This is a genomic window from Pseudomonas sp. GM_Psu_1, from assembly GCF_026544185.1.
Lineage (GTDB): Bacteria > Pseudomonadota > Gammaproteobacteria > Pseudomonadales > Pseudomonadaceae > Chryseomonas > Chryseomonas oryzihabitans.
Window position 1 is genome coordinate 18,916 of the sequence record NZ_JALNUX010000023.1, and the last position, 13,475, is coordinate 32,390.

A 13,475-nucleotide genomic window follows, 5' to 3' on the forward strand; every position below is an offset into this window, starting at 1 on the left:
GTCAGAGCAGCGACAGCGGATAGCTGGCGATGACGCGGACGTCATTGGCGTCGCGCGAGAAGTCGGAGCGGTAGGTGGCGCTGCGCAGACGCAGGTTGAGGCCTTTTAGCGAGCCGCCCTGCAGCACGTATTGCAGCTCCACATCCAGTTCCCGTTCGCCGCCTGACTGGCCACCGCGCAGTTCTGCCTGGCTGCCACGCACGAAGCGCGTCATGAAGTTCAGGCCAGGGATACCGAGCTGGCCCAGGTCGTAGTCGTAGCGCGCCTGCCAGGAGCGCTCGTTGGTCTCGGCGAAGTCGCCCACCTGGACGAAGTTGACCAGATAGGGATCGGTGCCATTGACGTAGGGAAAGGCCGTTGAGCCCGACATCTTCTGATAGCCCAGGCCAAAGGAATGGCCGGCGCGCTTGTAGGTACCCAAGGCGCTGAAGGCGCGGTTGTCGATCCGCCCGCCGCGGGCGCTGCCCTCGTCGTCGCTGTCGAATAGCCGCACCTCGGTGAGGAAGGTGCCCCAGTCGCCTTTGCGCCGGTCAGTCAGGCCGAGAAAGCGCTGGCGATAGACGTCTTCCAGCACGGCGTACTGGGCGCTCACATCGGTGGTGGTGCCGAAGCGATAGAGTGCGCCGACGACATTGAAGTCGCCCCCCTCCAGAGAACCGCTGAAGCGGCGATTCTTGTTGTTCAGCGAAAGGCCATCGGCGCCGGAGCTGTCGCGATAAACCGTGCGCTGGATATTGGCGCCGGTCAGGGTCAGGCCCTTTATTTCCTTGAATTCGAACTGGCTGCCCTCGAAGGTCTGGGGCAGCAGGCGGCCATTGTTGGTGACCAGGGTCGGCCAGCGTGGCAGCAAGGTGCCGACGCGCAATTCGCTCTTGGAGAGTCGCGCCTTGAAGGTCGCCCCAGCCTTAGCATATTCGTCGGGTGCGCGACCCTCGTCGTCGACCGGCAGCAGACCGGTACCGGTCCGACCGCGGCCCGAATCGAGCTTCAACCCCACCAATCCCAGGGCATCCAGGCCAAAGCCAATGGAGCCCTGGGTAAAGCCGGATTCATACTTAAGGATGAAGCCCTGGCCCCACTCTTCCCGCTTGGACTGGCCGCTGCCGTCGCGAAAGTCGCGATTCATGTAGAAGTTGCGCAGCTCCAGCGAGGCTTTGCTGTCTTCGAGAAAGCCGTCGGCATAGGTAATGGACGACAGCAGGGCAGCACCCAACCCTGCCGCCAGGATCGGCTTGTCATGACACTTGTGCATAGGAGATCTCTACCGAGCCCTGACCCTACCGGTGGCGTGCCAGGGCGGTGGAAGGAAGCGCGGCTCAGCGCACCTGGGTCAGGTAGTCAGCGGCGGTGCCAGGGATCTGGCTGTCCTGAATACGGCCCAGGAAAGTAATGGCGCGCTGGACTTCTTCGTCGGTGAGATAGGGCGTCGCCGGGAAGGACTTGCGGTTGTTCTTCCAGGCGGCGGCGTAAACTTCGTCGTTGACGCCTTCGAAGCGGGTGCGTACCGCCTTGGCCGCTTCATCAGGATGCTGGTTGATCAGCTGGGTGGCGTCGCTCAGGGCGGCGAGGAAGGCCTTAACCGTGTCCGGATGCTGTTGCGACCACTCGCGGCGAGCACTCAGGGCGATCGAGGGGTAGCCGTCCAGGGCCTTCACCTGCCCCTCCGACATGTCCAACAGGGTAAAGCCCTTCTGCTCGATCACCGCGCTGTCCGACGCCGGCGATGACAGCGCGAAGCCGTCGATGCGGCCCTGGGCGAAGGCGGCCAGCATGGCGCCGCCGTTGTTCAGATACAGCAGGGTGAAGTCCTTTTCCGATTGCAGCTTGGCTTCCTGGCCAAGGAAGCGCACCAGGAAGTCGGCGCTGCCGCCGGTGCCGCTGACCGCCAGGCGCAGGCCCTTGAAGGCAGCCAGGCGCTCTTCCACGGTGGAATTGGCATTCAGTCCCAGGCGATCGGCCACCTCCTGGCGGATCACCACGTTGCTTGCGTACTGGCCGACCATGCGCCCCAGCAGGGTCACGTCGGCGCCCTTCACCTTGGCGTTGATGGCGTTCTGGATGGCGCAGGAGCAGAATTCCACCGAGCGGCTCACCAGCCCGGAGGCGGCAGCGCCGCCACCCTTGAACTTGACCAGGCTGACGTCTAGTCCGTGCTTCTTGAACAGCCCGGCATCCAGCGCCACGAACAGCGGCATGTGCACGAAGCCTTCGGTACCGATGGCCACCTTGACCGCTTCGTCGGCCTGCACGACAGGGTTCGCGGCCAGCAGCGCGGCGCTCAGGCCGAGGGCGGAAAACAGACGCTTCAGGGACATGGTTGAGACCTCTCTTCTTGTTGTAATGAGTGGATACGGAACGATCAGATCGAGAGTTCGCGGGCGTCCTGCTCCTTCTTCCAGGGCATCAGCGCGGTTTCCAGCTTGCGCACCGCGGCCTGCAGCAGCAGGGCGAGGAAGATGATGGCCAGCAGCGCGGCGAAGACCCCAGCGGTGTCCAGCTGGCCAGCGGCGTCCTGCAGCAGGTAGCCCAGGCCGCGGTTGGCCGCCATGATCTCGCCGACGATGGCGCCGATCAGCGCATAGGGCACCGACAGTTTGAGGCCGGTGAACACCCACTGGATGGCCGACGGCAGCACTACCTTGCCGATCAGATGATGCTCCTTGGCGCCCATCAGTCGCAGGATCTCCAGCTGCTCGCGCTCCACGGCGCGCACCCCGCTGTAGGTATTGAGGAACACCAGGAAGAACACGATGGTGGCGGTCAGGATGATCTTCATCTCGATGCCGATGCCGAACCACATGATGAACAGGGGCGCCAGGGCCACCTTGGGCAGGCTGTAGATGGAGATGAGGATGGGGTCGAGCAGCTTGGCCAGGGTCTCGTTGCGACCCAGCAGCAGGCCGACGCTGATGCCGGCGCAGGCGCCGAAGAAGAAGCCGGCCAGGGTCTCGACGACGGTGATCCAGCCATGGGCGAACAGCCGGCCGCTGGAGACCAGCTCGACGAAGCGCCCGCCGATCTCGCTGGGCGAGCTGACAAAGAAGGGATCCACCAGCGGTCCCGAGGCGAACTGCCAGGACAGCAGGATGAAGGCGAAGATGGCAACGCGGCCGAGAAAGATGTTCATAGCAGTAATCTCCAGGGGTGGGCCGCTCAGGCGTCTTGGCTCGGGGTGATGAATTCCCAGAGGTCACCGCAGATCTGGTGGTAACGCGGGTCCTTGCGCAGCTGCAGGATGTTGCGCTCGTCACCCAGGGGGATGGTCACGTCGCGCACGATGGTGCCGGGACGGCCAGAGAAGATCAGGCAGCGATCACCCAGGGCGACTGCCTCGTCGAGGTCGTGAGTGACGAAAAGCACGGTCTTCTTGAGCTGCCGACTGAGCTTGAACAACTCGGTTTGCATGCGCATGCGCAACTGGGCATCGAGCGCCGCGAAGGGCTCATCCATCAGCAGGGTTTCGGGATCGTAGGCCAGCAGCCGGGCCAGCGCGGCGCGCTTGCGCATGCCGCCGGAAAGCTGGCTGGGATAGGCCTTCTCGTGGCCTTCCAGGCCGACCAGGGCGAGCAGGTCGCGAATGCGCGCCTGGCGCTCGGCCTTGCCCACGCCGCGGATCTCCAGCGGCACGGCGATGTTGCCGGCGACGTCGCGCCAGGGCAGCAGGTGATCGCTCTGGGTCATGTAGCCGGTGCGGCCATTGATGCCCTTGACCGGCTGGCCGCCATAGAGCACCTGGCCTTCGGTAGGGGCGAACAGCCCGGCCACCATGTTGAGCATGGTCGACTTGCCGCAGCCGGAGGGACCGACGATGGTCACCACCTGGCCCTGCTGAATGTCGACATTGATGCTATGGGAAGCCTGTTTCGCCACGCCCTTGACGGTAAAGGCCTTGGCGACGTTGCGAAAGGAAATCACGGTGGGCGCCGGGGCGATGCTGCCGATCGGCTCTCGAGGGGTGGCGTTCTTCAGTACGGCGGACATGGCGTTACTCCCGGTTCAAGGACGTGGCGTCGGGTTCAGGACTCATGAACGACGCGACGGCGCCAGACGGTAGGGATGCACACGATGGGAGGTAGGACGGGAAGCTGTTCATAGTGACCTACTTATTGTTATGAGTCAGAAATGAAGCGTTCTTGGATTATGCAAGGGTGAATCGGGGCGACAATGGCGCTGTTCCATCCTGTGGAACAGCGTCTGCTTAGCTCAGAACGGTGAGGCCATCGAGGGCAACCACCCCCTGCCCTTGCGGCCTGACCAGCAGCGGATTGATCTCGGCCTCCTGCAGTCGCTCGCCTAGGCGCTGGGCCATGTCCGAGAAGGCGACAATGCACCGCGCGGCGGCCTCGACATCGGCCTTGGGACGGCCGCGGAAGCCGTCCAGCAAGGGATAGGTGCGCAATTCGGCGAGCATTGTCCGGGCGTCGTCCAGGGTCACCGGCAGCAGGCGCAGGGTGGTGTCCTGGAACAACTCGGCGGTCACCCCGCCCATACCCAGCAGCACGGCCGGACCCAGTTGTGGATCGCGGATGAAGCCGAGGATCAACTCCTCGCCGCCGCTAACCATCTCCTGCACCAGGAACGCCTCGGGATTGAAGCCGACCTGGGCGGTCACTTCGTCGCGCATCCGTTCCAGGCGCCCACCGATGTCCTCGGGCCGCTGCCGCAGGGCCACGCCACCCACCTCGCTCTTGTGCGGGATGCGGGCGGAAAGCACCTTGAGTACCACCTCGCCACCCAGATCGCGGGCGGCCGCCTCGGCCTGGCGCGCGTCCGCCACTACCCGCTCGCGGGTCACCGGAATGCCGAAGGTCTCGTACAGCTGCTTGCTGCGCGCCTCGTCCAGCGGACCTGGCTGCAGGTCCGCCAGAGCCACCGGCTCGGCCGAGGGGGCAGCGCCGACCAGCCCCAGCCGCTGTCTTGCAAAGCTGCCTTGCAAGGCCAGCGCCTTGAGCGCGCCGGCGCAACTCTCGGGCGCACTGAAGGCCACTCCATCCGAGCCGTTGATGCGCTGCGCCGCTGCCGGAGCATGGGGACTGATATAGGCCAGCACCGGCTTCTCCGAGCTGGCCAGGCTGTCGCGGATGGCATCGGCCATCAGGTGCGGCTGGGCGACGCCGGAGGAGCCCACCACGCTGATCACCGCATCGTAATCGGGACTTTCCAGCAGGATGCTGATGGCGCCGCGCATGACCTCGGGCTGCAGACCTGCCAGTGTCAGGTCGATGGGGTTACGGTCGAGCACCGCCTGATCCCCGACGTCCAAGGCGCGCAGCCGCGCCGCCGTCTCCGCGCCAGGCGGCGGAGTCTGGAAGCCGTTCACGCCGAGGTTGTCGGCGATCAGAGTGCCGGCGCCACCAGTGGAGGTGAGGATGGCCACCCGGGTGCCCTGCATGACACGGCCGCAGGCCAGCGCGAAGGGAATGTCCAGCAGGTCGGCGAAGGTCTCGGCGCGGATCACCCCGAGCTGGCGAAAATAGGCCGAATAGAGGTCATCGGAGCCGGCCAGGGCGCCGGTATGGGAAGCGGCGGCGCTGGCGCCGGCCTCCGAGCGACCGACCTTGAACACCACCACCGGTTTACCGGCAGCACGGGCGCGACCCACGGCGCGGGTGAATTTGGCAGTGTCGCGCAGGCCTTCGAGGTAGAGGGCAATCACTGCAGTGGCCGGATCGTCGGCCAGATGGTCGACGAAGTCCGCGACGTCCAGATCCACCTCGTTGCTGGTGGAGATCAGTTTGGAGAAGCCGATGCCGGCCGCCACGCCGCGGGAGAGCAAGGCGCCGAGGATGCCACCGCTCTGGGACACCAGGGCTACCTTGCCCGGCAGCAGGGCGTCCATGTCCAAGGCGCCGCTAGCGGACAGGGTGATGCGCTCGCTGACATTGACCAGGCCGATGGTATTGGGACCGAGGATACGCATGCTGCCGCGTGCCGCCTGCAACTCGGCCTGGCGGCGGATGCCACTCTCCCCCGTTTCGCCATAGCCACCCGCCAGCACGATGGCCGCGGCGCAGCCTAGCGCCGCCAATTCGGCTACCGCCTGGTTGGCGCGCTCGGCGCCGAGCAGGATGACCGCCACGTCGGGCACCTCGGGCAGCTCGGCGATGGACGGATAGCAGCGCAGGCCGTCGATCGCCTCATAGCGCGGATTGACCGGATACAGGCGCCCTTGGAAACCGTGCTTGCGCAGGAAGGCAATGGGCCGGCCAGAGGTCTTTCGGGCATCGCCCGAGGCGCCGATGACGGCGACGCTGGCCGGACTGAGCAGACGGTCGAGAGCGCTCATCGTTGGCCACCATTGCTCTTGCGCGCCAGGAAGGCAGCGACCGACTCCTGGTGTTCGCTAGAGGTGTAGCAGATGCCCTGGGCCTGGCTGCCCATGGCCGAGATCTGCCCCTGGGTCAGTTCGAAGGTATTGTTGAGGATCGATTTGCTCAGGCCCAGCGCCGTGGCCGAGCCGGCCGACAGCTGCAACGCCCAATCCTGGGCCGCGGGGAGCAGGTCGTCATGGGGCACCACCCGGTCGATCATGCTGATGCGCTCGGCTTCGCTTGGCGAGACGGTGCGACCGCTGAAGATCAGTTCCTTGGCCCGGCTCAGTCCGACCCGCCGCGGCAGGAAGTAGAGACCGCCACCATCGGGGATGAGGCCGCGGGCGATATAACTCATGGCGAAGGATGCCTGCTCCGAGGCGATGATGAAGTCGCAGCTCAGCGCCATGTCGCAGCCCAGGCCAGTGGCGGCGCCGTTGACCGCAGCGAGGGTCGGCTTGGGCAGGTTGTGCAGCAGCGACACGGCGTGGTGGACCCGTTGCTGGCGCTTCCAGCCGTTGAAGGCCACCGAGCCGGCCGGCGCACTCATGCGCGCCTGCATTCCCTTGATGTCGCCACCGGCGCAAAAGCCCTTGCCGGTACCGGTCAGGATCAGCGCCTTGATCTCGTTGTCGGCGGCGATGCGCTCCAGGTGCTCGATCAGCAGGGTGCGCATGTCATCGCTGATAGCGTTGCGCGCCTCGGGACGGTTCAGCGTCAGGGTGGCGATGCCCTGGGTCACCGACAGCTCGATGGGAGTCGCGGATTCGGGAGTTGTCGTCATGGGTGGCCTCTCTCTTATTCTTGGGTTGATTGGCTGCCCGGATCTGCGCCAGGCTTGAAATCAATCTGCGCGAGGAGACCTGTCATGACAACGGACGCATTCCACCAGGTGGAACACGCTGGCGCCGAGCTGTACACCGCCGATCTGCCTGGTCAGGGCAAGGCGCCCGCCAACCGCTCGCTGGAGCGAGGCCTGGACGTGCTGCGAGCCTTTCGTCCGGGGACCGAATACCTCACCAACGGTGACCTCAGCGACCTCCTCGGCCTGCCCAAGTCCACGATCAGCCGCCTGACCCAGACCTTGGTACGTACCGGCTTCCTGGACTACGACGGCGGCCGCAGCGCCTACCGCCTGGCCCCGACCTTCCTTGGCCTGGCCCATGCCATGTACCAGGGCAGCAGCCTCCTGCAGGCCGCTTCACCGTTGATGATCAAAGTGGCGCGGGAACACCAGGTCAACGTCAGCCTGGCGGCGGCGGACCGCGACGAGATGATTTACCTGGAATCGATCCGCCTGAGTCAGCGCAAGACGCCGCGCAACGTCTTGGTCGGCCAGCGCCTGCCGATGGACATCACCTCCCTCGGCCGCGCATCCCTTGCCGGCCTGGGCGAAGCCCAGCGCGAAACCCTGATCGCCACCTTTTGCGCGCGGCGCTGCGAGGCCCGTGGGGTGCCACTGGAACAGGAAATACGCGCTGCCATCGCCAGCGTGCACAGCAAGGGTTACTGCCTGGCCGCCTGGCAACCTGAAGTGGTGGCCATTGCGACGCCTCTGGGTCTACCCGGCTATCGCAGTCATGCCCTCAATATCAGCCTGGCCACGCCGCTATCGCTGGCGGAGATCGAGGAGCGCTACTCAGGCGTATTGATGGAGTTGGCAGCTGCGATCAAAGAGGCGCACAGAGCCTCACAGGCCTGATCTTCTCAATGGCCCAGCCAATGAGTGGCTTCTTTCCAAGCGCCAACAGTTACCAGCTCTTCCAGCGTCTCAAGCACGATCTTCTTCCAGCTCAGGGCCAGGCGACTGCTACGAAGCTCCTTGAGCCGTGCCAGCGCCACTGTCAAGCGAATGCCAGGCCGCTCGATCTCGTGACCGACCAGTTCGCCGCGGTCAATATTCTGCTGCACGGCGGCGTGGGCGAGGATCGAATAGCCCTGCCCCGCGGCGACCAGCTTCTTGGTCAGGCCGACGCTTTCTACTTCCAGTATTACGTTCAGGGGAACCGTATTTTGCGCCGCCACCTGCTCAACCAGACGTCTATTGCTGAGTGGCAGCCCGGGCAGAATCAGTGGCACCTCGCCTAGCGCGGACAGCCGCTGCGAGCGACTGGCTTCGCCTGGCGGCCCTACCAGCACCATGCGTTCGCTGAACAGTCGCCGTACCTCGAAGGCCTCTCAATAGGTTCGGGCTAGCCCTTGACATAAAGCTTTTGTGATCACATATTTCATCTCACAAAACAAGAAAGGAGCCGGTCATGTCCGACGCCCCCCTCGCCTTTCCCGCACTGCGGCAAGTGGCTCGCGCCACCCTGCAGGACCAGGTCTACCGCCAGCTGCGCGAAGCCCTGATGAGCGGCCGCTTCCAACCGGGTCAGAAACTTACCATCCGTGGCCTGGCCGAGGCTCTGGGCTCCAGCCCCATGCCGGTGCGCGAGGCGCTGCAGCGTCTGAGTGCGGAAAACGCCTTCGAGGTATCGGGCACAGCCCGCTTGCGTGTGCCGATGATGACGGCGGCGCGCCTGCGCGAGATCCGCGACGCCCGGGTTGCCCTCGAAGGGCTGCTTGCAGAGCGCTGTATCCAGCGCCTGGAAGCCAGCGACCTGACGCAGATCGACGCCATTTACCAGGACATGCAGCAGGCCGTGGACAACCATGACGTGCCCCGCTACCTCTGGACCAACTTCGCGTTCCACCGACGCATCTACGCCGTCGCCCGTGCCGAACTGATCGTGGCCGCCGTGGAGACCTTCTGGTTGCACATGGGTCCCTGCTTCGCCCTGGTGGCGCCCGAAGCGGCTCATCTCGCGCGCTCCATGGAGGCCCACGCCCGTATCGTCGCCGCCCTGGAGGCCCGCGATGGCGCCGCCGCCCGCGCCGCTGTCGCGGACGACATCATGCAGGCAGCCGACTCACTCGGCCGCCTGCTGGTCCAGCGCGAAGGTTCCAAGAGCAACGGAGGCAAACGCGCATGAGCGTACTCGATCGACTCATCCCCTACCCCAACCTGCGGGTACTGATCTCCGGCGGCGCCGCCGGCATCGGCGAAGTCCTGGCCGCGGCCTATCTGGAAGCCGGCGCCCAAGTCCATGTCTGTGACGTCAGCGAAACGGCCCTGACAGCGTTCCGCGAACGCCATCCCACCGCCCTTGCCACCCGTGCCGATGTCGCCGTGGCCGCGGACGTTGCCCAGGTCTTCGCCGCACAGCGCGACCACTGGGATGGCCTCGACGTGCTGGTCAACAATGCCGGCATCGCCGGTCCGACGGCAGGCATCGACGAAATCGACGAAGCCGACTGGCAGCGCACCCTGGACATCAATCTCACCGCCCAGTACCGCTTTGCTCACCACGCCGTGCCGCTGCTGCGCGAATCGGACCATGGCCATCTGCTGCAGATCGCTTCGGTGGCCGGCCGCCTGGGCTATGCCTGGCGCACGCCCTATGCCGCCACCAAGTGGGCCATCGTCGGCATGATGAAGTCCCTGGCGGCCGAATTGGGCGCGGCCGACATCCGGGTCAACGCCCTGCTCCCTGGCATCGTCGAAGGACCGCGCATGGAGGGTGTGATCCGCGCGCGTGCCGAGCAGCTCGGCCTGCCGGAGGCGGAGATGCGCGAGCAATACCTGAAGAAGATTTCCCTGGGGCGCATGGTAACCGCCGAAGACGTCGCCGCCATGGCGCTGTTCCTCTGCTCGCCTGCAGCGCGCAACGTCACCGGCCAGGCGATCAGCGTGGACGGCAACGTCGAGTACCTCTGAAGTCCCAGCGTTTCCACAACAACAATTCACAGGAAACCCGTGTCATGGCCCACGCTCGTCCCGTCATCATCACCTGCGCCGTCACCGGTGCCATCCATACCCCGTCGATGTCGCCGCATCTGCCGGTCACTCCCGAACAGATTGCCGACGCCGCCCTGGGCGCCGCGGCCGCCGGTGCCGCCATCGTCCACCTTCATGCCCGCGATCCTGAGGATGGTCGGCCGGTGCAGGATCCGGAGCTGTTTCGCCGCTTCCTGCCACGCATCAAGCGGGAAAGCGACGTCATCATCAATCTCACTACCGGCGGCGCTCCAACCATGGGCGTGGAAGAGCGCCTGCAACCTGCGTTGCAGCTCAAGCCGGAGCTGGCATCGCTGAACATGGGCTCGATGAACTTCGGCCTCTACGAAATGCTTGGCCGCTTCAAGGACTTCCAGCACGCCTGGGAACGGCCCTACCTGGAAGAGAGCGACGACCGCATCTTCCGCAACACCTTCCGCGACATCGCCCACATCCTCGAGGCCTGCCGCGAGAATCACACGCGCTTCGAGATCGAGTGCTACGACATCGGCCACCTCTATACCGCTGCCCACTTCCTCGAGCGCGGTCTGCTGCCGCGGCCGCTGTTCATCCAGTCGGTGTTCGGCCTGCGCGGCGGCATCGGTGGGCATCCCGAGGACCTCATGCAGATGCGACGCACTGCCGACCGGCTGTTTGGCGCGGATTATCTATGGTCGGTACTCGGCGCCGGACGCAACCAGATACCACTGGCGACCATGGGCCTGGCCATGGGCGGCAACGCACGGGTCGGCCTGGAGGATTCGCTGTGGGACGGTCCGGGCAAGCTGGCCGCCTCCAACGCCGACCAGGTCCGGCGCATCCGCACCGTGGTCGAGGCACTCGGCGGCCGGGTGGCCAGCCCCGATGAGGCCCGCGAACTCCTGGGGCTGAAGGGACGTAACGCCGTCGACTTCTAGCCCGCCCACCAGACCGCGCTTCCCACAAAACAACAACAGAGAGGGAAACATCATGCGTATCGAGATCGTCGCCGACCTCAAGACCACGCTTGGCGAAGGGCCGCTGTGGGACGTGGAGCAGCAGCGCCTGTACTGGCTGGACAGCTTCGACGGCCGCATCCTGCGCTGCACCGCCGACGGCCGCGAGTTGCGGGCCTGGGACGTCGGCCAGAAGATCGGTTCCATGGCCCTGCGCCGCGAGGGCGATCGCGCCCTGGTGGCCCTGCAGGGCGGCATCCACGATCTGGATCTGGCCAGCGGTGAACTGACGCTCATCCACGCTCCTGAGCCCGACTTGCCCCACAATCGCCTCAACGACGGCAAGGTGGATCGCCAGGGACGCTTCGTCTTCGGCTCCATGGACACCCTCGAAGAAAGCGCCTCAGGCCGGCTCTACCGGCTGGACCCGGACCTGTCACTGCACGTCCTGGACGAAGGCATCATCTGCTCCAACGGACCTTGCTGGAGCCCGGATGGCAGCACCCTGTACTTCACCGACACCTGGACCGGCGAGCAGTGGACCTATGCCTATGACACCGCAACAGGCACGGTAGGCGAGCGGCGCACGCGCAACCGGATCGACACCGCCGGCGGCGGTGCCGCGGATGGCGCCACCGTGGATGCCGAAGGCTACCTTTGGCAGGCCCTGGTCTACGCCGGGCAATTGGTGCGCTACACCCCCGATGGCCAGGTGGACCGGATCATCGAGATGCCGGTAAAGAAGGTCACCAGCGTCATGTTCGGCGGGCCCGAGCTGGACGTTCTCTATGTCACGTCCATGGCTCGCCCGCCCCTGCCACGCTTCCCCGGCGACGGCCAGCTGCGTGGTGCCCTGTTTGCCATACACGACCTGGGCGTACGCGGCATCGCGGAGCGTCGTTTCGCCGCCTGACCCACCCCACCGCTTCCAAACCCTTCAGGTTCTGACAGGGCGCCTCGCTGGCGCCCGGAGCACACTCATGCACACTGCAAACAAGGCCTCGCTGCGCCAGATCCACCGCTATTCCTGGGTTTCCCTACTGGTCTGCTGGCTGATCTGGATTCTCAACGCCTATGACCGCGAAATCGTCCTGCGCCTGGGGCCCACCATCTCCAAGCACTTCAACCTCACCCCCGATGACTGGGGCACCATCGCCACCCTGATCATGCTGGCCCTGGCCCTGCTGGATATCCCGGGGGCGATGTGGAGCGACCGCCATGGTGCCGGCTGGAAGCGCGCACGTTTCCAGGTACCCCTGGTGCTGGGCTACACCGCGCTGTCGTTTTTCTCCGGCTTCAAGGCCCTGAGCCATAGCCTGACCAGCTTCGTCGCCCTGCGTATCGGGGTAAACCTGGGCGCCGGCTGGGGCGAGCCGGTCGGCGTGAGCAATACCGCCGAATGGTGGCCAGTGGAACGCCGCGGTTTCGCCCTGGGCGCCCACCACACCGGCTACCCCATAGGCGCGCTGCTCAGCGGCCTGGTGGCCAGCTTCGTGCTCACCACCTTTGGCGAAGACAACTGGCGCTATGTCTTCTTCTTCGCCTTTGTCGTCGCTGTACCCCTGATGGTGTTCTGGTCGCGCTATTCCACCGCCGAGCGAATTACCGCGCTGTATACGGACATGGCAGCCAAGAGACTCACCCCACCCGACCTCACCCCCAGCGGTCAGGTCGCCAAGGGCCAGGCGTGGCGTACCTTCACCGCGACCCTGAGCAATCGCAACATCGCCCTTACCGCTGGCAATACCCTGCTGACCCAGGTGGTGTACATGGGCATCAACATCGTCCTGCCGGCCTACCTCTACAACATCGCCAAACTGTCGCTGGCCGAGTCGGCCGGCCTCAGCGTGGTCTTCGCCCTCACCGGCATTCTCGGGCAACTGATCTGGCCTACCCTCTCGGACATCATCGGGCGCAAGATCACCCTGATCATCTGCGGCCTGTGGATGGCCGCCAGCGTCGCTGCCTTCTACTTCGCCAGCAGCATCACCCTGATCATCTTGGTGCAGCTGCTGTTCGGCCTGGTGGCCAACGCCGTCTGGCCCATCTACTACGCCGTCGCCTCAGATGCCGCGCTGCCGTCGGCCACGTCCACCGCCAATGGCATCATCACCACCGCCATGTTCATTGGCGGCGGCATCGCGCCGGTACTGATGGGCTGGCTGATCAGTGCGGGAGGCGGCTGGACCAGCCTGAGCGGCTACGTCTCCTGCTTCTTCCTGATGGCGGGCTGCGCTCTGGGCGGTGCGCTCCTGCAGCTGGGTACCCGGACACCGGCTAAGCCTACAGTTATAGCGCAGCCCATTAAGCCAAGCTGAATTCGCTTATGAGCTCGCTAGCGTGGCCCCGCGACCTTCGACTAGGTAAGTGGACCGAAACAGGCGATCGATTACCTCCCCCTTCCTGCTT

The 13,475-nt window shown here is 65.3% G+C and carries 12 protein-coding genes and 1 pseudogene; 6 read left to right on the forward strand and 7 right to left on the reverse strand.

Annotation, left to right across the window (positions count from 1 at the left end; genetic code table 11):
- Window position 1 precedes the first annotated feature (1 nt).
- The 6 genes from OXS31_RS22685 to OXS31_RS22710 form a co-directional block, all read right to left on the reverse strand.
- Window positions 2–1,252, reverse strand: a complete 1,251-nt coding sequence (locus OXS31_RS22685; protein WP_267402200.1) for an OprD family porin — start codon at window positions 1,250–1,252, stop codon at window positions 2–4.
- A gap of 64 nt (window positions 1,253–1,316) precedes the next feature.
- On the reverse strand, window positions 1,317–2,315 hold the full coding sequence (locus OXS31_RS22690) for an ABC transporter substrate-binding protein (RefSeq protein WP_267402201.1): 999 nt from the start codon (window positions 2,313–2,315) through the stop codon (window positions 1,317–1,319).
- A gap of 44 nt (window positions 2,316–2,359) precedes the next feature.
- Window positions 2,360–3,127 carry an ABC transporter permease gene (locus OXS31_RS22695; RefSeq protein WP_241809509.1) on the reverse strand — a complete coding sequence of 256 codons (768 nt, stop codon included), beginning with the start codon at window positions 3,125–3,127 and terminating at the stop codon, window positions 2,360–2,362.
- Between the two features lie 26 nt (window positions 3,128–3,153).
- Window positions 3,154–3,981 carry an ABC transporter ATP-binding protein gene (locus tag OXS31_RS22700; RefSeq protein WP_267402206.1) on the reverse strand — a complete coding sequence of 276 codons (828 nt, stop codon included), beginning with the start codon at window positions 3,979–3,981 and terminating at the stop codon, window positions 3,154–3,156.
- A 217-nt stretch (window positions 3,982–4,198) separates the two neighbouring features.
- On the reverse strand, window positions 4,199–6,286 hold the full coding sequence (locus OXS31_RS22705) for an acetate--CoA ligase family protein (protein ID WP_267402208.1): 2,088 nt from the start codon (window positions 6,284–6,286) through the stop codon (window positions 4,199–4,201).
- Window positions 6,283–7,095: an enoyl-CoA hydratase/isomerase family protein gene (locus OXS31_RS22710; protein WP_108576238.1), complete on the reverse strand. Its 813-nt coding sequence runs from the start codon at window positions 7,093–7,095 to the stop codon at window positions 6,283–6,285. The genes OXS31_RS22705 and OXS31_RS22710 overlap by 4 nt, the downstream gene beginning before the upstream one ends.
- A gap of 84 nt (window positions 7,096–7,179) precedes the next feature.
- On the opposite strand from OXS31_RS22710, the gene OXS31_RS22715 reads away from it, so the two are divergent.
- A complete protein-coding gene (locus OXS31_RS22715; protein WP_267402215.1) occupies window positions 7,180–8,013 on the forward strand; it encodes an IclR family transcriptional regulator in 834 nt (277 codons plus the stop codon).
- Between the two features lie 5 nt (window positions 8,014–8,018).
- Here the strand turns inward: OXS31_RS22715 and OXS31_RS22720 are convergent.
- A pseudogene (locus OXS31_RS22720) lies at window positions 8,019–8,474 on the reverse strand (LysR substrate-binding domain-containing protein); the annotation flags it as partial.
- Between the two features lie 95 nt (window positions 8,475–8,569).
- Between OXS31_RS22720 and OXS31_RS22725 the strand changes: the two are divergent.
- From OXS31_RS22725 to OXS31_RS22745, 5 genes are all read left to right on the forward strand, one after another.
- Window positions 8,570–9,286 (forward strand): GntR family transcriptional regulator, encoded by a 717-nt coding sequence (locus OXS31_RS22725; protein ID WP_108576241.1) that lies wholly within the window; start codon window positions 8,570–8,572, stop codon window positions 9,284–9,286.
- The gene (locus tag OXS31_RS22730; protein ID WP_267402218.1) at window positions 9,283–10,071 is read left to right on the forward strand and encodes an SDR family oxidoreductase; all 789 of its coding nucleotides are present in this window, start codon (window positions 9,283–9,285) and stop codon (window positions 10,069–10,071) included. Before OXS31_RS22725 ends, OXS31_RS22730 begins: the two co-directional genes overlap by 4 nt.
- 44 nt (window positions 10,072–10,115) lie before the next feature.
- Window positions 10,116–11,048, forward strand: a complete 933-nt coding sequence (locus OXS31_RS22735; RefSeq protein WP_144957870.1) for a 3-keto-5-aminohexanoate cleavage protein — start codon at window positions 10,116–10,118, stop codon at window positions 11,046–11,048.
- 52 nt (window positions 11,049–11,100) lie between these two features.
- Window positions 11,101–11,979 (forward strand): SMP-30/gluconolactonase/LRE family protein, encoded by an 879-nt coding sequence (locus tag OXS31_RS22740; protein ID WP_267402223.1) that lies wholly within the window; start codon window positions 11,101–11,103, stop codon window positions 11,977–11,979.
- Window positions 11,980–12,046: 67 nt separating this feature from the next.
- Window positions 12,047–13,384: an MFS transporter gene (locus OXS31_RS22745; RefSeq protein ID WP_267402225.1), complete on the forward strand. Its 1,338-nt coding sequence runs from the start codon at window positions 12,047–12,049 to the stop codon at window positions 13,382–13,384.
- The last annotated feature ends 91 nt before the right edge of the window (window positions 13,385–13,475 follow it).

What these genes read in the sequence shown, in the direction of transcription:
- OXS31_RS22735 (WP_144957870.1), top strand. Translation starts at nt 10,116, where the DNA reads ATGGCCCACGCTCGTCCCGTCATCATCACCTGCGCCGTCACCGGTGCC.
- OXS31_RS22730 (WP_267402218.1), top strand. Translation starts at nt 9,283, where the DNA reads ATGAGCGTACTCGATCGACTCATCCCCTACCCCAACCTGCGGGTACTG.
- OXS31_RS22685 (WP_267402200.1), bottom strand. Translation starts at nt 1,252, where the DNA reads ATGCACAAGTGTCATGACAAGCCGATCCTGGCGGCAGGGTTGGGTGCT.
- OXS31_RS22715 (WP_267402215.1), top strand. Translation starts at nt 7,180, where the DNA reads ATGACAACGGACGCATTCCACCAGGTGGAACACGCTGGCGCCGAGCTG.
- OXS31_RS22700 (WP_267402206.1), bottom strand. Translation starts at nt 3,981, where the DNA reads ATGTCCGCCGTACTGAAGAACGCCACCCCTCGAGAGCCGATCGGCAGC.
- OXS31_RS22710 (WP_108576238.1), bottom strand. Translation starts at nt 7,095, where the DNA reads ATGACGACAACTCCCGAATCCGCGACTCCCATCGAGCTGTCGGTGACC.
- OXS31_RS22695 (WP_241809509.1), bottom strand. Translation starts at nt 3,127, where the DNA reads ATGAACATCTTTCTCGGCCGCGTTGCCATCTTCGCCTTCATCCTGCTG.
- OXS31_RS22740 (WP_267402223.1), top strand. Translation starts at nt 11,101, where the DNA reads ATGCGTATCGAGATCGTCGCCGACCTCAAGACCACGCTTGGCGAAGGG.
- OXS31_RS22690 (WP_267402201.1), bottom strand. Translation starts at nt 2,315, where the DNA reads ATGTCCCTGAAGCGTCTGTTTTCCGCCCTCGGCCTGAGCGCCGCGCTG.
- OXS31_RS22725 (WP_108576241.1), top strand. Translation starts at nt 8,570, where the DNA reads ATGTCCGACGCCCCCCTCGCCTTTCCCGCACTGCGGCAAGTGGCTCGC.
- OXS31_RS22745 (WP_267402225.1), top strand. Translation starts at nt 12,047, where the DNA reads ATGCACACTGCAAACAAGGCCTCGCTGCGCCAGATCCACCGCTATTCC.
- OXS31_RS22705 (WP_267402208.1), bottom strand. Translation starts at nt 6,286, where the DNA reads ATGAGCGCTCTCGACCGTCTGCTCAGTCCGGCCAGCGTCGCCGTCATC.